Here is an 18261-nt window from a genome sequence, read left to right on the forward strand (position 1 = left end):
GAAGACATATATTCGACTGAGGTGCCGAGCTACAAGCACAGAGCATACAGAGCATGACCAAGGCCAACAAGTACTTTAAATGCTTCATATTTTCCATTATCCAACAACATCCTTTAAGAACTTAACGAAAAGCTCTACACTCGTATTCAAGCTTTCAATATCCTTATAGTAAACAGAACTCTATAAATAAAAAGGACTTCTTATGAAAAAAGCCTTAATAGCAGCGGGTATCATCACAATGTTGGCTGGCTGTTCGGACAACGAGGTTGGCGACGTCTCTCTTGGATTCTTCACAATGAAGGATATCAAAATGTCTTCTTTAGATGATGATAAAATCGCAGGTGTGACTTGTCATATCGCTTCAATCGAAGCAAACCTTAGCCTTTCCGATCCAAGCGATAGCTCTATTTCTTGTCGTCAAACCGGTGAAATTACATCAGAAATGATTGCTAAAATAGACAAAAGCAAATCTGGTGAAGTGGTGTTCAAACAATCAAAAAGTATCTTCTTTAAAACAATGAAGGTTCGTCGTATCTACGATGCAGAGAATCAATCGCTGCTTTACTTGTCATACACCACCAAAGAAACAGAAGGCAGTTTCAAGCATAGCCTTTCAACCGTTCCCCTATGGGGTACTGAGGCTTACGTTGATCCAGCAACACTCCTCCCAGCGGAATAGGCTCACGTAAATGCCCTCAAGCGAAAAGTAAAACGAGTCACCTGTACAGACATCGTACAGGTGATTCTAAATGTAATAAAAATGAAAGAATCAGAAACAAAATGTGATATCATTCGGCAAAATTTTTTCACTGTATTTTTCATATGAAGTTTCCTGGACAGCGTAAATCTAAACACTACTTTCCAACTCACGCACGTGATCCGTTGGTCAACCAAATGCAACAAACGCCTAAGCTTCACCGCGCAACAATTGTCGGTGTTGGTCAAACGATTGTTGATATCGAAGCCCGTGTTGATAACGCGTTCCTTGAAAAATATGAGCTGAGTAAAGGTCACTCACTGGTATTGGAAGAGAGTAAAGCAGATGCGCTGTACGAAGAGTTAGTTGAGCGCGGTTTGATCACGCATCAATACCCTGGCGATACTATCGGCAACACACTGCACAACTATTCCGTACTTGCAGACAGTAAATCTGTATTGCTCGGCGTTATGTCTAAGAAGATTGAAGTTGGCTCATTTGGTTATCGTTACCTTTGCCGCACTTCTTCTCGTATGAATCTAAATCACCTTCAAACGGTTGATGGTCCTATTGGTCGTTGCTACACGCTTATTTCTGAAGATGGTGAACGTACGTTTGCAATCAACGAAGGCCACATGAACCAACTGCTTCCTGAAAGCGTTCCTGAAAAAGTGTTCGAGAAAGCATCAGCATTGGTTGTGTCGTCATACCTAATGCGCGGCAAACCTGAAGATCCGATGCCAAAAGCGGTACAAAAAGCGATTGAATACGCGAAAGCGCACAATGTGCCAGTTGTACTAACACTTGGTACTAAGTACGTGATCGAAGGTAATGCGGAATGGTGGCAAGAATATCTGAAAGAAAACGTAACCATCGTCGCGATGAACGAAGACGAAGGTGAAGCGTTAACGGGTGAAAAAGATCCGCTTCTAGCTGCTAACAAAGCACTTGAGTGGGTTGACCTCGTTCTCTGTACTGCAGGCCCTATCGGTTTATACATGGCTGGCTACACTGACGAGCCTGCGAAACGCGAAACCACTCTGCCATTATTACCGGGTAACATTCCTGAGTTCAATAAATTCGAGTTCAGCCGTGCTATGCGTAAGCAAGACTGTCAAGATCCGGTAAAAGTCTACTCTCACATTGGCCCTTATCTTGGTGGCCCGCGCGAAATTAAAAACACCAATGGTGCTGGTGATGGTGCACTTTCTGCACTTTTACACGACATGGCAGCAAACAGCTACCACCACGTGAATGTACCAAACTCAGAAAAGCACGAGCACTCGTGTCTAACGTATTCTTCTCTGTCTCAAATTTGTAAGTACTCAAACCGTGTAAGCTATGAAGTGTTGACTCAGCACTCTCCTCGCCTTTCTCGTGCACTACCTGAACGCGAAGATAGCTTAGAAGAAACATACTGGGATCGTTAAGCGACTCTATTAGGTAGTTAACTCTTAGAGGTTAACGCCAAGTTGGATTACCCATTCCTTGAAGGGCTGCTATATGCAGCCCTTTTTGTATTCAACACCAATATAACGGCAGCTGAAGGTAATCAGATCGAATATTTTGCTCGTTTAAGATTTGATCTCGCGCAATGACTCTTTAGATCTGTTATCTTCCAGCACATAATTGATGTGGTTTGCCTTTACTTGGCAAATTTATACAGTACTATCGCCACGCAAACGTTTACGTACCACCTTTCGGTTCTGATATAAGGATCAAATATGCTGTCTGATATTGATATTTGTCGCTCTACTCCCCTTAAAAACATCAGTGAAGTTGCCAAGCAAGCTGGCCTGCACCACAACGAACATCAGCCATTAGGGCAATACAAATCTAAAGTGTCTCTCACATCACTTGAACGCCTCGCTAGCCAACAAGATGGTAAATTAGTCGTGGTTACGGCCATCACACCGACGCCTCTTGGTGAGGGCAAAACCGTCACCACTATCGGACTAGCACAAGGTCTAGCAAAGATTAACCAATCCGCTATGGCCTGCATTCGCCAACCTTCAATGGGCCCGGTATTTGGTGTAAAAGGTGGTGCAGCCGGCGGTGGCTATTCACAAGTTGCCCCAATGGAGCAATTGAACCTTCACCTGACTGGCGACATTCATGCCGTAACAGTCGCTCATAACCTCGCATCTGCCGCTATTGACGCTCGTTTGTATCATGAGCAACGTGAAGGGTTAGAAGCCTTTGAGGCTCGCTCAGGCTTAAAAGCTCTGGATATCGACCCACGCAGAATCGTGTGGCGACGTGTACTTGACCACAATGACCGCGCACTGCGTATGATCACGGTTGGCAAGAACGAAGCAGACAAAACAATGAATGGCTTTGAGCGCGAGGATGGCTTTGACATCTCAGCCGCTTCAGAGCTGATGGCTATTCTTGCTCTCACTGATGACCTCCAAGATTTAAGAAAGCGTATCGGACGAGTGGTACTCGCATACAACAACCAAGGCTTGCCATTAACTGCAGATGACTTCAACGTAGCAGGTGCTATGACAGTCACAATGAAAGACTCCATAGAGCCAACATTGATGCAAACCCTTGAAGGGGTTCCTACCCTAATCCACGCCGGGCCATTCGCTAACATCGCACACGGTAACTCTTCTATTATTGCCGATAAGGTTGCGTTAAAGCTAAGTGACTTTGTCGTGACGGAAGGTGGCTTCGGCTCAGATATGGGTTTTGAGAAAGCATGTAACATCAAAGTGAAAGCATCGAAAAAAAATCCAGATTGTGCTGTTATTGTCGCAACATTACGTGGTCTAAAAGCCAACTCAGGTTTATACGATTTGAGACCAGGAACTCCGCTACCAGATTCAATCTTTAATGATGACCAAGACGCGCTTATTGCAGGGTTTGAGAACCTTAAATGGCACATCAACAGCGTTAAGCAATACCAAGTGCCTACCGTTGTTGCGTTCAATCGATTTCCACAAGATTCAGCTCAAGAGCTCGATGCTTTGAAACAGATGATCACCGACTTCGACCCAAGCGTTAGTGTTGAAGTAAGCGAAGCATTTGGTCAGGGTGGCGAAGGGGCGACTAAATTGGCTCACGCCGTAGTAAAAGCTTGCCAAAAACAGAGTGAATTTAAGCCGTTGTATCACTCAAAGCAAAGCCTAGAAGAAAAACTGATGGCCGTCGCTGAAGTTGGCTATGGCGCAGCAAGTATCTCGCTATCTCCACTGGCTAAAAAACAACTGGCCGAATTCAAACTGCATGGCTATAACGACCTATCGGTTTGTTTAGCAAAAACACCACTATCGATCTCGACAGAAGCACACGTAAAAGGTGCACCATCTCAGTTTGACGTACCCGTTAGGGAGCTAAAACTGTGTGCTGGTGCTGGCTTTATTTACGCGCTGTGCGGCAATGTAATGACCATGCCAGGCCTACCGGATAAACCGGCTTTTATGTCGTTGGACATTGATAGCAAAGGAAACATCGTTGGCTTAAGTTAATTACGACCAGACATAGGCTAAAAATCCGCTTTATCTAGAATAACCTGTCCGTACTATGCTCCCCATTATATTTGCGGACAGGTCTCGTTTCTGATACCTAATTGCTCAATTAACACCCCAAGTGCAATAAATTTCATTAAAAACGAAATAATATGCACATCTGATTATAAGTTTTGGGTCAAGATCACATTAATAGGCCTACAAAATATATAGTATTGCGCTGATTTTTCGAGGACAGTGATGAATACGAGTATAAAAAAACTGATCAGCCAATTTCTATGTACCTTGTTTGTCCTAGGATTAGTCCCTGCTCTCTATATAAACTCTGAATTTGAACGGGTTGAAGCCCAGTATGCGCTAAACATCAAACAGTCTAATCAAAACCAAATCGAATACAGCTTCCATCAACTCGCTATTATTGTTGAGCAAATATCAAACGCGGTTCCCTCTATTGCCGCCTCACAGACCCTACTTCGTTCCATTTCCGAGCCTTCAGTTACTAACAAACAAGCACTGCAGGATCTGTGGGTTGTATTGGCACACGGGCAACAATACTACTCTCAACTGCGTTTCCTAGATCTAGACGCTAATGAAGTATTCCGCGTCAACTATAAAGATGGCCACGCAAGTGTCACTCCAGACCACGAGTTACAAAACAAATCCTCTCGTGATTACTACAAAAAGCTACAAGAATTAGAGATTGGAGAAGTTAAAGCTACAGGCATTGATCTAGAAGTTGAAAATGGAGAGTTAGTTCGCCCCTTTTCGCCGACACTTCGCATTATGACGCCTGTCACTGTAGGGGAGCACATTATTGGCTATTTCATTGCTAACCTAAATATGCGCGAGATCTATGATCGCTTACATTACCAGATAGGTACATCAGCGACAGTTCCGGTCATCCTTAATAATACTGGTCATGTCATCATGGGTCCCGACCCTGAGGATTCATTTGGGCATGTGATTGAATCACGTTCAGACAAGACGTATGCAAAACTAGCCCCAGGCCTGTGGCAGAATATTCAAAGCGGCACCTCATCCAGCTATTTTGATGGTAAAAACTGGTATTTTCACTCTGACATCAGCCCTAAGATTAAGCAGTTTGAAGGACCAATTTATATGGTTCTTCATATTGAAGAACATCAATTTAACACTCAGTTTCAACAAGAAAATCACGCCATAGTCGTTCAGATAATCATACTCTCGATATTGATTTCAATGATTTCTGCAGGTTTCGTACTGTGGAACAGAAATCATAAAAAGAACAGTATCGAAAGCCAACTCGCCAAAGCAGCAATGAACGGTATGTCTGCCCTATTAATCACAGACAAAAATAACCGAATCATAAAAGTAAACCAAGAGTTCACCCGTGTCAGTGGCTACGAGTTAGAAGATGTAAAAGGTAAACAGCCTTCATTGTTTAACGCTGGCCGATATAATGAAGAGTTCTACATTAAAATGTGGAGCGTCATTAAAGAGACAGGGATGTGGGAAGGCGAAGTGGTGAACCGACGAAAGGATGGCACCTTCATCACGGAAATTCTTCGAATACAAACCATCAAAGACTCAAAAGATGTGATTCAATTTTATGTTGCATCATTTGTTGATATCAGCAAACGCAAAGAGCTCGAGAATAAACTGAGAAACCTTAGCGAAAAAGATGCACTATCTGGCTGTTGGAATAGACGAAAGTTCGACCTGGAGCTTCGTGACGAGTGTTCTCGCGTTAGTCGTTACCCTACTCGCGAGCAGTCTTGCTTAGCCATATTGGATATTGACCATTTCAAACGCATTAACGATAGGTTTGGACATGATTATGGCGATAAAGCGATTCAAATCGTAGCACAGGTACTGCAACGTGAATGCCGAGATACCGATTTCGTGGCTCGTATTGGTGGAGAAGAGTTTGGGGTTATCTTGCCTCACACGACACCACAAGAAGCCGACTATGTGCTTAATAGGCTGAGAATCGCGATCAGTATCGAGTTCGACAACGTCGTTACAATAAGTGGCGGAATAACCAACCTAACAGGTGAACCTGCACTCAATTATAAGTGCGCCGATTTAGCACTATACGAAGCAAAAGCAGTAGGTAGAAACAGTGTATGTTTGTTCCTTGATAGCGAAATGAGCGAAATTGCATAGCAGAAGCCTGAGTCGCACCACCGCCCCGCTAACTTGTTCATTTCACTCTAGAGTCGTTCACTTAACAATCAACTCGGTGCGGGGTAGAACTCAAGCGTATTCCCTTCGACTACCAGAATGCAATCCATATTCGCAGCATGGGCTGCCTGCTTACCAAGGTGAGTATCTTCAAACACAACACACTGCTTTGGCTGTAAACCCATACCAAAACAAGCAGCTAAGAAAGTATCAGGGTTTGGTTTATGATTCTTCACATCTGTCGCTGTCACTAAGATATCCAACTTACTCAAGATATCCGTTTTATCTAACAGTTGTTCTGCGCTCTTGCGTTGACTGCCCGTTCCAACCGCAATCTTCTTGTCACCGAGATGGTCTATCAAAAGAGAATACGTACAAGGGATAATATCTCCTTTGTCTTCAATAGCTGCAAACGAAGCCATTTTAAACGTAGAAACCGCTTGTGGGTCGAGCGATAAATCGTACTTACTATTTACCTCACCCGCGATCTTATAACTCGGCATTCCACCTAAGCTATGCAGCCAAGACGCTTCGAAATAAAAGCCGAACTCTTCCGCCGTTTGTTGCCATGCTTTCACATGTGCTGGCATTGTATCGATCAACGTACCGTCCATATCAAAGATTAATCCTTCATACGCCGTTAAATCAATTTTCATCACTACTACCACTCTTTAAGAAAGTTACTGATACCATACCCAATATTCAGTATCATGACCCCATATTACTGTTCAAAATGGATGTTTATGTTACAAATATCTAACTCTGTTTCAATTCAAGACTGGGAACTCCAGCTAACCGCGATCAGAGCTCAAGGAGCCGGAGGTCAAAACGTCAATAAAGTATCGAGTGCGATACATTTACGTTTTGACATAAAGCACTCAACCCTACCCGATTTCTATAAAGAAAAACTCCTGGCACATAAAGATGGTCGTATCACTAAAGATGGTGTGATTATCATTAAAGCTCAACAGTACAGAACTCAGGAGCAAAACCGAGACGATGCTTTGGTACGTTTGAAAGAGCTGATCTTAGAAGCAACAAAAGTTCAAAAAGTGAGACGAGCAACCAAGCCAACACGCGGCTCTCAAAAAAGACGTTTAGAAAGTAAAAAGCAAAGAAGCACCACCAAACAACTTCGCGGAAGAGTAGACTAATTGTTTCATGTCCGTAGTGAGCACCTCACCATGAAACAATCATTTTAGCTCTAACTAGCTGGACAAAAGACGATACCTGACATTGTTTATTCGTAGACAATTTATTCGAAGACTGGTTCTTTGAGGCTACATATTCGCAATACTATTGATTAGAAAGTGTCTATTAGAACAAAACGCTACTTCTGTTTTTTGACCGACAAAATCAGTTTAATCAACAGCATTCGCTCTTCACTGGTTAACAAACGACTAGCAGCAGCTACATCTTCCGCTGCTGCTTCAGACGCTCCTACAACGTCGAGTACGACATCCAAGTCCGTAACTTTCAAGGTTCTCGTGATCGAACGATACTGAGACATTTTGATATCAGCCTCTCCCCGCTCAATTCGTTGATAGGTTTTCAAGCTCATCCCTGCGCTAGCCGCTAATTTTTCTTGAGACCAATTGCCTAGCTTCCTACGCTCAATCAGCGCAATGACTATAGGTTCTTGTGACATAAGCACCTCCAGAATAGACAGTTATGACCTAATTTCAGCAAGAAGCAGACCATATTGACTTAGAACAGTTTACATAAGCGATTAAAGGCATATTATTCGGCCGATAAAAACGTTACGTTTCATGGACTTTCATACTTACAACGGCGTTAACTCACGGGCAGATAAGTTTGAATTATCAAGAGCTAGGAAATAAGAAAAATTGCAAATTGCGAATAATGATAGCGTGAAATTGGAAATTGCGAATCTCTATAAATTGGCATTTCCTTGCATACAACAGGCTTTAGAATCAGAAGATACCCGTAATGAAATTGTTGCGGTACAGCAGAGATTACTGACTTACAAAGAAGTGCTGTTACACGGAAATATGCTGGAAGATAAAGAATTAAAACAGGTCTTTTCTGCATTGAACCAAAGCGAGAAAGGTGTTGTACAAGGTGGTATTCAAAATATCAACGATGCCATAAAGCAAATGGATGAAATTGTCGAAAGGTATAGCAGGAAGGCGAAAATCAATAAGCAGGCATATCGACAAGTTTGAAGCGATAGTACACCGAAATAACCAAGTCGACGCTGATGCTTTTTAGCGTCGACTTAATCTAAGACTTCTTTCATTAATGCTTAAATGAACAACCTGTCGAGGTATAGCCCTCAATCATTCTGATGAACGTCTACTTAACTTTAAATAGATTGTCTTCTTAAAATAAGTAAACCAAGCGCGAATATCGACAAGAACCCCAAAGAACCGCCGCTACTAGAGCCTGAGTTGGTGCCTGAATTAGACCCGCCCGATAGGCTTATCTTCGGCATTGACGTTTCATTTAACAAAGCAGAAGATGAATCAACGGTTTCACCATCGCTCACTCGTACGAGAACACGAGAACTCGGTGTACTTCTAACTTCAAAAGTTGCGTTTTCAGTGCCTGAAACAACTCGATCTATCCATCCTGCATAATCATAAACTTCCGTAAAAACAGACGTGTATTTTTCAGTAAGGCTTCCACATGTAGCTGGCCCGTAACTCGTAATGCCTATTTGCTGATAGCTAACCCCATCCCACCAATAGACAGGACCGCCTGAATCACCATTACAGGTCGAGTTTTTGTATCCATTGAACTGCGCTCCATCAAAACAAAGCTGTTTGTCTGTTGAATTACAGCTATTTGTAGCATCGAAGGTTAAATTCGCTTGATTTACTACATTGGTAGCAGTTCTAGAAACAGTTTTGCCTTGGTCATCAGTTATATGACTCGTCAAGCCTCGGCCAACTGCCTTAAACGTATCTTGACCACGATTCAATGCATAGACATTGTCGAATGTAGAGTTAATTGAAGAAGAGTAGTCTCGTACATTTAAGGCTGTTTTGAGTTTCAAGATAGCAATATCGTTTGGTAATACTTTCCCGTTGATGGGATCAAGATTATTACTATAGTCACTTGGATAATATATCTTTTCGACTCGTGCTGATTGGTATCCACCGTTGTTATATTTTGTTTGATCTGCCATTCCTGGAACAACCCAAGTATTAAGCATCCACGCGTAACTTTCATACACACAATGGGCAGCGGTAAGCACGAATTGTGCATCTATAATGGTTCCACCACAGTAGTTAGAAAATTTTGAACCATCATGAAAGTACAGGCTAGTAAACGTTGGATAAGTATTAGTTAGTTCTGCATCTGTTGTGGGGCTACCATTGATAATATAAGGTGAAACACCAACATTTGGAGCACTTTCGACCGAGTTTTCCGTCGCCATAACACTTGATGTGTAAATCAATGGAGCTAACAGCCCTAAAACGGCTTTACGAACCGGACTCATTGTATGGTTAACATTCATAGATAACTCCTTGTAACCCTTACTACTTATTTACAAAAATGATGAATCGTCACCATAACACGTTACGACTAATATTATAGTAAGCAATTTTAATGATATAGCCATATGTCTCGTTTTAAAAAAACGAACTTTCAGGTCGCCGCGCTTGTAGCGATATAGAAAGTTATACGCTCTTAAAATTAGATACGTTTATAAAAATAGATACGTTCATAAAAAGGGAGACAGGCTTAAACAAAAAAGCCTACCATTGAACTTCTCTATACAGAGAATCAAACAGTAGGCTTTGTTTAGCTTAATAGTTGCTCTTAAAAGAGATTAGCCACGGTAGTAACGTTGAGGTACGAATGGCATTTTTTCTACTGTCATTGGTAGCTTCTTACCACGAACTTCAGCGAATACTTCAGTGCCAATTACTGCTAGATCAGTGCGTACATATGCCATAGAAACAGGTTTGCCTGCATTAGGCCCCGCTGTACCGCTTGTTACAACACCAATCTTGTTGTCTTCAGCATCGAACAGCTCAGCGCCTTCACGTACTGGCGCTTTAGTTTGACCAACAAGACCAACACGCTTACGTTGAACATCTTTGGTTGCGATTTGCTCAAGGATGATATCAGCGCCAGGGAAACCGCCTGCACGTTCACCGTCTGTACGACGCACTTTTTGAATGCCCCATAGAAGGCTGGCTTCTACTGGCGTTGTCGTTGTATCTAGATCGTGACCATATAGACATAGACCACACTCAAGACGAAGTGAGTCACGAGCACCAAGGCCAATCCACTCAACTTCCGCTTCTGATGTTAGCTTGCGTGCCAGTGCTTCAGCGTGATCGTTAGGAACAGAGATCTCGTAGCCATCTTCCCCCGTGTAACCACTGCGGCTCACGATGCATTCAACGCCATCGATATCGACTTTTTGAACGTCCATGAACAACATGTCTGCAACGCTAGGTTGGAAACGAGCAAGAACTTCAGACGCTTTAGGGCCTTGAAGGGCTAATAGAGCGCGGTCATCAATCACTTCCATTTCGACGTCAGCTGGAAGGTGCGCCGTTAGATGGTCGATATCTTGTGTCTTACAAGCTGCATTCACAACAACGAATAGGTGGTCGCCTAAATTAGCAACCATCAGGTCATCCATAATGCCGCCCTGCTCGTTAGTAAAGAACGCATAACGCTGTTTACCAGAAGGAAGGTCGATAATATCTACAGGAACCAACGATTCTAAGACAGCAGCTGCGTTTACACCATGTAGACGAAGTTGCCCCATGTGAGAAACATCAAAAAGACCAGCAGCATCACGAGTATGTAAATGCTCTTTCTTTACACCAAGTGGGTACTGGACTGGCATATCGTAGCCAGCGAAAGGAACCATCTTTGCACCCTCTTCAACGTGAAGTGCATGCAGTGGTGTTGTTAGTAGGTCTTGATTAGCGTGTTCTTGAGTCATTTTATTCTCCATGAAGCGTTGCAGGCTGTCCAAAATCGAGTCTGCCGCTTATATCTCTATTTAGAGTCGCCTCTAACGATACTGGTTAACGTTAGAAACAGTAGATAATAAAAAGTGATGTCCTTTATATAGGCTTATATCGTTGGCTCTATAAATTATGAATAACTGTACAGAACCCATACAACTCACTTTCTAAGAATTCACTTCAGTAAACTTCAATCAACATGAGTAAACCATGTTCACTATAATAAACAAGCCTGCGTCAGTTTTACACCCTTAACAATAGTCAAACAGCTCAAAATGTGACATTTAACAATTTAAAAACAATTGTTCGGTACATACAAAAACGCGATATTGATGATTTTCGCATCAATATCGCGTCTATTAGCTAACGTTCAAAACAAAAGCAAACGTTTGCATCCACTATAAGAAATTCAAAACTTGTTAGCTTATTTTGCTGTGTCCTACAGTTATTTTGCAGTCACCCACAGAATGAGTGCATCTTCAGCACTAGTTGAAATCAGCATATGACCCATATTCGCATCGTAATACATGCTATCGCCTTCACTCATTGGCACGGGTTCGTAGAATTCTGAGTAGAACATCACATCACCCGATATGATCATTAAGAACTCTTCACCATCGTGGCGCACCCAATCGTTATACTCTTCAAAAGTACGAGCTCTCACTCGACTCTTAAACGGCATCATCTTCTTATTAGAGAGCTCTGTGGCAAGCAATTCGTGTTCATAAGTGGGTGTTGGGTGTGGTTTACCTTGGCCTACTTTGGTTAAATCACGACGTCCTGTAGCGACTTTTTTTCTTGGTGGTTCAAAGAGTTGCGGCATATTTATCTGCAACCCCATAGCCAATTTCTGCATCGCTTGAAAGGTCGGAGAGATCTGTTCATTCTCTATTTTACTGAGCGTAGAACGCGCCAAGCCTGTTCTTTGGCTTGCTTCTTCTAGCGTGATCCCAAGCTTACCGCGGATGTCTTTAATGCGCTGGCCAAGCCTAAGTGGTTCAATATTCTGGTCTAACGTTTCCTTCGCCAACGTTAGAGATGGGTACTCATCATAAATGTCTTCTGACATAGGTCCCTCACTAATTTTTTACTTCCTGTCTATTAATTTCATTGTTGCATAAAGCGCTTTGTTGATTAAAGAGCACACAGAGAAATAAAGCGTGCTCCCCGTAGCAAAACAAGAAAATCTGTTTCCTATTGGAAATTTTTGTTGAAAATTGATTTTAACGGAGCTATGTTATCGACTTGTTAGATGAAGAGATGCTACTTCGGCTTGCCGCAAATGATAGATTTAACATTTGTAAGAGCTGTTTTTTACCCGATTTTTTGGGAACCAATTCGTGCTGCATTGACCCTACAACGATCGCTTAGACGCTGTAAGAGTATATTTAATACGCAATCAACGTATGTCTGTACCTATATAGCGCAAACGATACCGATGCAGAAATCAACGTAAGACCTAATGGACTATAAAAACAATCACCATTAGCTTAATGAAAGGTCTCGACAATGAACGCTTACCAAAACCACAGCTTAGACAGTTTTTTCTCTACGAACCTATCAGGCACTGACGACGCCGTATTTGCTGGAATCCAAGCAGAGAACACTCGTCAAAACGAACAAATCGAACTTATTGCTTCTGAGAACATCGTTTCTAAAGCAGTAATGCAAGCTCAAGGCACTTGCCTAACCAACAAATACGCAGAAGGCTATCCAGGCCGTCGCTACTACGGTGGTTGTGAGCACGTAGATACCGTTGAAGCTATCGCAATTGAACGTGCTAAACAGCTGTTCAAATGTGAGTACGTAAACGTGCAGCCTCACTCTGGCGCTCAAGCAAACGGTGCAGTAAAACTTGCCCTACTTCAACCCGGCGACACAATCCTTGGTATGTCTTTAGATGCTGGTGGTCACCTCACACACGGTGCACGTCCTGCAATGTCTGGTAAGTGGTTCAACGCAGTTCAATATGGCGTAGACCGCGACACACTTGAAATCGATTACGAAGCAGTTCGCGCATTAGCTGTCGAAAGCCAACCTAAAATGATTATTGCAGGTGGTAGTGCTATCCCACGCGTTATTGATTTCGCTAAGTTCCGCGAAATTGCTGACGAAGTTGGCGCTATCCTAATGGTCGATATGGCACACATCGCGGGTCTTATCGCGACAGGTGCTCACCCTAGCCCACTACCACACGCACACGTTGTTACCACAACAACGCACAAAACACTTCGTGGCCCACGCGGCGGCATGATTCTTACGAACCACGAAGACATCAACAAAAAGATCAACTCTGCAGTGTTCCCTGGCCTTCAAGGCGGCCCACTAATGCACGTTATCGCGGCTAAAGCAGTGGCGTTTGGCGAAGCACTTGGCCCTGAATTTAATACTTATATTGATTCAGTGATCGACAACGCAAAAGTTCTTGCTGAAGTGTTGCAAACTCGCGGTTGTGACATTGTGACTGGCGGTACAGACACACATCTAATGTTGGTTGACCTTCGCCCTAAAGGCTTGAAAGGTAACGTAACTGAAGAAGCATTAGAGCGTGCAGGGATCACATGTAACAAAAATGGCATACCATTCGATACAGAGAAGCCTATGATTACTTCTGGTATCCGTTTAGGCACGCCAGCTGGAACCAGTCGTGGTTTTGGCACTGAAGAATTCAAACTTATCGGTGAATGGATCGGCGATGTACTTGATGGCTTAGTTGAAAGCCCTGAAGGCAATGCTGAAGTTGAGCAACGTGTTCGCAAGCAAGTTAAAGAGCTTTGCAAGCGCTTCCCTCTTTACCGTTAAACCAATTTTAAGATTTAAATTAAAACCTCATAAATTTTTGGAGAATAAGCAATGGACAATACACTAAAGTTTGCAGACAGCCACGAGTGGGTAAAAGACAACGGTGACGGTACTGTAACTATTGGTATTTCTGAGCACGCTCAAGAGCTACTAGGTGACGTTGTGTTTGTTGACCTGCCAGACACTGAAGACGAAATTGAAGCTGGCGAAAGCTTCTCTCTGGTTGAATCAGTGAAAGCAGCTTCTGATATCTACGCACCAATCTCTGGCGAAATTGTAGAAATCAACGAAGAATTAGAAGATAGCCCAGAGCTAATCAACGAAGAACCTTATGAAGGCGGTTGGATTGTTAAAGTGAAGATGTCTGATGCGTCTGAACTAAACAACCTTAAAGATGCGGAAGAATACCTAAGCTCTGTAGAAGAAGACTAATAGGTAACCTCATTACGATAAAGCTGCTCTTTGGAGCAGCTTAATTTTAGGGGCTAGCTCACGGCTCCAGAGAGAAAGTAGAACATATCATGACTGAATTACTTCAAAGCCAATTACTGAAAGACTTGGGTACGCAAAACGAGTTTGTTGCTCGTCATAACGGCCCTAATAAAGCAGACCAGCAAAAAATGCTTGAAGCGATCAACGCGACTAGCCTAGACGCACTGATCGACGAAACGGTTCCTGCACAAATCCGTCTTGAAAAACCAATGACACTTGCTGCGCCACTGAGCGAGATGGACATGCTGACCTCTCTTAAAGAGATCGCTAACCTAAACCAAGTGAAACGTACTTTCATTGGCCAAGGCTACTACAACACATTCACTCCAAACGTTATTCTACGTAACGTTTTAGAGAACCCCGGCTGGTACACAGCTTACACACCATACCAACCAGAGATTTCTCAAGGTCGTCTTGAAGCTCTACTCAATTACCAACAAATGGTAATGGACCTAACCGGTATAGAAATCGCGAACGCATCCCTTCTTGATGAAGCGACAGCGGCTGGCGAAGCAATGACTCTGTGTAAGCGTGCTGGCAAAAGCAAGAGCAAAGTATTCTTCGTTGCTGACGATGTTCACCCTCAAACACTAGAAGTTGTTAAAACTCGTGCTGAGTACATCGGTTTTGAAGTAATGGTTGGTGCTCTTGAAACACTTCCAGAGCAAAACGTATTTGGTGCGCTTCTTCAATACCCGAGTACAACGGGTGAAGTTCGTGACCTAACAGACATCATTGCGAAAGCTCAAGCTAACAAAACACTGGTTACAGTGGCTACTGACCTACTTGCTTCCGCTCTACTTAAGCCTGCGGGCGAAATGGGCGCAGACGTAGTCATCGGTTCAGCGCAACGTTTCGGCGTTCCTATGGGTTACGGTGGTCCACACGCTGCATTCATGGGTACTCGTGAAAAACATAAGCGTACAATGCCAGGTCGTGTAATCGGTGTATCTATCGATACTCACGGTAACCAAGCGCTACGTATGGCAATGCAAACTCGTGAGCAACACATCCGCCGCGAGAAAGCGACATCGAACATCTGTACAGCTCAAGCACTTTTAGCAAACATGGCGTCGTTCTACGCGGTTTACCACGGTGCAGAAGGCCTACGTACTATTGCTCGTCGTACACACCACATGACAGCTATCCTAGCGGCTGGCCTGACTAAATCGGGTTACGAACTAACGAACAACAGCTTCTTTGATACCATCACGATCAACTCTGAAGAGAAGACAGATGCACTGTACGCGAAAGCGCAAGCAGCAGACATCAACCTTCGCCTTCTTAAGGGTAAAATCGGTATCAGCTTAGACGAAACAACAACGATCGACGACGTGAATGCACTATTCGCAATCTTCGACGTGAAAGAAGACGTTCAAGCACTATCTTCTGACATTGCATCAAATGAGTTTGCAGCAATTCCAGAAAACTGCCGTCGTGAATCAGAGTTCCTAACTCACCCAGTATTCAACACGCACCACAGCGAAACGCAAATGATGCGTTACCTAAAACAGCTTGAGAACAAAGACTTCTCACTAACGCACGGCATGATCCCACTGGGCAGCTGTACGATGAAGCTGAACGCTGCTGCTGAGATGATTCCAGTAACATGGCCTGAGTTTGGTTCAATTCACCCATTCGCACCTCTAGAGCAAGCAGCGGGCTACACAGCGCTAGCGAAAGATCTTAAAGAGAAGCTATGTGAAATTACCGGTTACGACGATTTCTCACTACAGCCTAACTCTGGTGCATCTGGCGAATACGCAGGTCTAATCGCGATTCAACGCTACCACGCAAGCCGCGGTGAAGCTCACCGTAATGTTTGTCTGATTCCAAGCTCTGCGCACGGTACTAACCCTGCAACAGCATCTATGGTTTCAATGAAAGTAGTGGTTGTTAAGTGTGATGAAGATGGCAACATCGACATGGCAGACCTAGCAGCGAAAATCGAGAAGCACAAAGACAACCTATCAAGCATCATGATCACTTACCCTTCTACGCACGGCGTATACGAAGAGCAAGTGAAAGAAGTGTGTGAACAAGTACACGCAGCGGGCGGTCAGGTTTACCTAGACGGCGCGAACATGAACGCTCAAGTAGGTCTAACTTCACCTGGCTTCATCGGTTCAGACGTATCTCACTTGAACCTACACAAAACATTCTGTATCCCACACGGTGGTGGCGGTCCGGGTATGGGTCCTATCGGCGTTAAATCGCACCTAGCACCTTTCCTACCAGGTCACATCGAAAACGGTGTACAAGGTTCTGACTACGCGGTATCAGCGGCAGATTTAGGTAGTGCTTCAATCTTACCTATCTCTTGGGCTTACATCGCAATGATGGGCGAACCAGGCCTAACAGACGCAACGAAAGTAGCGATTCTGAACGCGAACTACGTGATGGAAAAACTACGTCCTCACTACCCTGTTCTTTACCGTGGCACTAACGGCCGCGTAGCGCACGAATGTATTATCGATATTCGTCCACTAAAGGAAGATACAGGTATCAGCGAAGAAGATATTGCTAAGCGTTTAATGGACTTCGGTTTCCACGCGCCTACTATGTCTTTCCCTGTAGCTGGCACACTAATGGTAGAGCCAACTGAATCTGAAGATTTAGAAGAGCTAGACCGTTTCTGTGAAGCGATGATCGCAATCCGTCACGAAATGGCAGCAGTGAAAGCGGGTGAATGGCCACTAGACAACAACCCTCTAGTGAACGCACCGCACACACAAGTTGACCTTTCAGGCGCAGAATGGGATCGCCCTTACTCTCGCGAACTGGCTTGCTTCCCATCGAAAGCAACCAAGAACTCGAAGTACTGGCCTACTGTTAACCGTGTAGATAACGTATACGGCGACCGTAACCTAATCTGTTCTTGCCCAAGCATCGACAACTACGAAGACTAATTCGTAGCGGCGCTAAGCAGAACAACATAACAAAAGGCGAACCGAACGGTTCGCTTTTTTGTTTTTCGGATTCCAGATTATATGACTAATAAAGCATTGACCTTACCGTAAGGGAAAGGTTTAAGGTGATATGACATTCACGACAAATTAGGAATCAATGATGGGATGTTGCAATAAAGCGCCAAAAGGTGGAGCACCTCTTGGCTTGCTTCTAAAAGTAACACTGGGGATTGGTCTTTTTGTTTTTCTGCTGGCTTTGTGGCAATAGAAGACTTATACAACTTAAGCTTTGAAGCTAAAAAGTGATGGTATGTAAAACATAAATGGCGCCCAAATAGCCATTGACGCCATAGTCTATTGTTGAACGAAGCCGCTGCGCGGCAGAGTAAAGCGAGCGCAAGCCATACTCTTGTAACACCATCACCCTGATGGTCATTCACAGGAGTAACCCCATGAAACCAGCCGACTTAAAACGCTACAACGCCCTTTATGAACAACACCTTACCAATCTAAAGCTGCAAGGTAAACGACCCGCAACCATTGATGCCTATTCTCGTGCGGTTCGTCGGATCACCGCACATTTTGATCGAGTCCCTGATACGTTAACCACCAATGACCTTAAACAGTTCTTCGCTTCTCTCATCCAAACCCACTCGTGGAGCACCATTAAACTCGATCGTAATGGCTTGCAGTTTTTCTATCGCTACACACTGGGTAAACAGTGGGAGTGGCTCAATATCGTGAAGCCGCCACAAGTGAAACGACTG

Annotated in this window: 15 protein-coding genes; 10 read left to right on the forward strand and 5 right to left on the reverse strand. The window is 43.7% G+C overall.

Going from position 1 to position 18261, the window contains the following annotated elements; all coding sequences use genetic code 11:
- The first annotated feature begins 202 nt into the window (after positions 1-202).
- From ACED28_RS10870 to ACED28_RS10885, 4 genes are all read left to right on the forward strand, one after another.
- Complete coding sequence (locus ACED28_RS10870; protein ID WP_017097956.1) at positions 203-679, forward strand: CreA family protein; 477 nt, start codon at positions 203-205, stop codon at positions 677-679.
- A 143-nt stretch (positions 680-822) separates the two neighbouring features.
- Positions 823-2127, forward strand: coding sequence for an inosine/guanosine kinase (locus tag ACED28_RS10875; RefSeq protein WP_017097957.1), 1305 nt, complete (start codon positions 823-825; stop codon positions 2125-2127).
- 294 nt (positions 2128-2421) lie between these two features.
- A complete protein-coding gene (locus ACED28_RS10880; RefSeq protein WP_371709837.1) occupies positions 2422-4170 on the forward strand; it encodes a formate--tetrahydrofolate ligase in 1749 nt (582 codons plus the stop codon).
- A gap of 240 nt (positions 4171-4410) precedes the next feature.
- Positions 4411-6315 carry a diguanylate cyclase gene (locus ACED28_RS10885; protein WP_371709838.1) on the forward strand — a complete coding sequence of 635 codons (1905 nt, stop codon included), beginning with the start codon at positions 4411-4413 and terminating at the stop codon, positions 6313-6315.
- A 68-nt stretch (positions 6316-6383) separates the two neighbouring features.
- On the opposite strand, the gene ACED28_RS10890 is transcribed toward ACED28_RS10885, so the two are convergent.
- The gene (locus tag ACED28_RS10890; protein ID WP_371709839.1) at positions 6384-6989 is read right to left on the reverse strand and encodes a beta-phosphoglucomutase family hydrolase; all 606 of its coding nucleotides are present in this window, start codon (positions 6987-6989) and stop codon (positions 6384-6386) included.
- Between the two features lie 87 nt (positions 6990-7076).
- Here ACED28_RS10890 and arfB point away from each other — a divergent pair, with 87 nt between their 5' ends.
- Positions 7077-7487 (forward strand): alternative ribosome rescue aminoacyl-tRNA hydrolase ArfB, encoded by a 411-nt coding sequence (gene arfB / locus ACED28_RS10895; protein ID WP_012600691.1) that lies wholly within the window; start codon positions 7077-7079, stop codon positions 7485-7487.
- Between the two features lie 176 nt (positions 7488-7663).
- Here arfB and ACED28_RS10900 read toward each other — a convergent pair whose 3' ends face one another.
- Complete coding sequence (locus tag ACED28_RS10900; protein ID WP_009845174.1) at positions 7664-7981, reverse strand: helix-turn-helix domain-containing protein; 318 nt, start codon at positions 7979-7981, stop codon at positions 7664-7666.
- A gap of 199 nt (positions 7982-8180) precedes the next feature.
- Here ACED28_RS10900 and ACED28_RS10905 point away from each other — a divergent pair, with 199 nt between their 5' ends.
- The gene (locus ACED28_RS10905) at positions 8181-8519 is read left to right on the forward strand and encodes a hypothetical protein (protein WP_371709840.1); all 339 of its coding nucleotides are present in this window, start codon (positions 8181-8183) and stop codon (positions 8517-8519) included.
- Between the two features lie 140 nt (positions 8520-8659).
- On the opposite strand, the gene ACED28_RS10910 is transcribed toward ACED28_RS10905, so the two are convergent.
- The 3 genes from ACED28_RS10910 to ACED28_RS10920 all read right to left on the reverse strand — a co-directional run bounded on the left by ACED28_RS10910 (position 8660) and on the right by ACED28_RS10920 (position 12360).
- A complete protein-coding gene (locus ACED28_RS10910; protein ID WP_017097961.1) occupies positions 8660-9817 on the reverse strand; it encodes a trypsin-like serine protease in 1158 nt (385 codons plus the stop codon).
- 315 nt (positions 9818-10132) lie between these two features.
- Positions 10133-11266: a glycine cleavage system aminomethyltransferase GcvT gene (gene gcvT / locus ACED28_RS10915; RefSeq protein WP_029223950.1), complete on the reverse strand. Its 1134-nt coding sequence runs from the start codon at positions 11264-11266 to the stop codon at positions 10133-10135.
- Between the two features lie 470 nt (positions 11267-11736).
- Positions 11737-12360 (reverse strand): helix-turn-helix domain-containing protein, encoded by a 624-nt coding sequence (locus tag ACED28_RS10920; RefSeq protein ID WP_017097963.1) that lies wholly within the window; start codon positions 12358-12360, stop codon positions 11737-11739.
- A gap of 440 nt (positions 12361-12800) precedes the next feature.
- Here ACED28_RS10920 and ACED28_RS10925 point away from each other — a divergent pair, with 440 nt between their 5' ends.
- The 4 genes from ACED28_RS10925 to ACED28_RS10940 form a co-directional block, all read left to right on the forward strand.
- Positions 12801-14093, forward strand: a complete 1293-nt coding sequence (locus ACED28_RS10925; protein ID WP_017097964.1) for a serine hydroxymethyltransferase — start codon at positions 12801-12803, stop codon at positions 14091-14093.
- Between the two features lie 51 nt (positions 14094-14144).
- Positions 14145-14525 (forward strand): glycine cleavage system protein GcvH, encoded by a 381-nt coding sequence (gene gcvH, locus ACED28_RS10930; protein WP_009845137.1) that lies wholly within the window; start codon positions 14145-14147, stop codon positions 14523-14525.
- An 89-nt stretch (positions 14526-14614) separates the two neighbouring features.
- The gene (gene gcvP / locus ACED28_RS10935) at positions 14615-17494 is read left to right on the forward strand and encodes an aminomethyl-transferring glycine dehydrogenase (RefSeq protein WP_371709841.1); all 2880 of its coding nucleotides are present in this window, start codon (positions 14615-14617) and stop codon (positions 17492-17494) included.
- A 452-nt stretch (positions 17495-17946) separates the two neighbouring features.
- Positions 17947-18261: site-specific integrase (locus ACED28_RS10940; RefSeq protein WP_371709842.1), on the forward strand; the 315-nt coding region annotated here is incomplete at its 3' end.

The sequence above is a fragment of the Vibrio sp. 1F253 genome (genome assembly GCF_041439295.1).
GTDB lineage: Bacteria > Pseudomonadota > Gammaproteobacteria > Enterobacterales > Vibrionaceae > Vibrio > Vibrio tasmaniensis_A.

Bases quoted from the DNA above. Each gene is read 5' to 3' on its own strand.
- ACED28_RS10870 (WP_017097956.1), top strand. From the start codon at position 203: ATGAAAAAAGCCTTAATAGCAGCGGGTATCATCACAATGTTGGCTGGC.
- ACED28_RS10875 (WP_017097957.1), top strand. From the start codon at position 823: ATGAAGTTTCCTGGACAGCGTAAATCTAAACACTACTTTCCAACTCAC.
- ACED28_RS10880 (WP_371709837.1), top strand. From the start codon at position 2,422: ATGCTGTCTGATATTGATATTTGTCGCTCTACTCCCCTTAAAAACATC.
- ACED28_RS10885 (WP_371709838.1), top strand. From the start codon at position 4,411: ATGAATACGAGTATAAAAAAACTGATCAGCCAATTTCTATGTACCTTG.
- ACED28_RS10890 (WP_371709839.1), bottom strand. From the start codon at position 6,989: ATGAAAATTGATTTAACGGCGTATGAAGGATTAATCTTTGATATGGAC.
- arfB (WP_012600691.1), top strand. From the start codon at position 7,077: ATGTTACAAATATCTAACTCTGTTTCAATTCAAGACTGGGAACTCCAG.
- ACED28_RS10900 (WP_009845174.1), bottom strand. From the start codon at position 7,981: ATGTCACAAGAACCTATAGTCATTGCGCTGATTGAGCGTAGGAAGCTA.
- ACED28_RS10910 (WP_017097961.1), bottom strand. From the start codon at position 9,817: ATGAATGTTAACCATACAATGAGTCCGGTTCGTAAAGCCGTTTTAGGG.
- gcvT (WP_029223950.1), bottom strand. From the start codon at position 11,266: ATGACTCAAGAACACGCTAATCAAGACCTACTAACAACACCACTGCAT.
- ACED28_RS10920 (WP_017097963.1), bottom strand. From the start codon at position 12,360: ATGTCAGAAGACATTTATGATGAGTACCCATCTCTAACGTTGGCGAAG.
- ACED28_RS10925 (WP_017097964.1), top strand. From the start codon at position 12,801: ATGAACGCTTACCAAAACCACAGCTTAGACAGTTTTTTCTCTACGAAC.
- gcvH (WP_009845137.1), top strand. From the start codon at position 14,145: ATGGACAATACACTAAAGTTTGCAGACAGCCACGAGTGGGTAAAAGAC.
- gcvP (WP_371709841.1), top strand. From the start codon at position 14,615: ATGACTGAATTACTTCAAAGCCAATTACTGAAAGACTTGGGTACGCAA.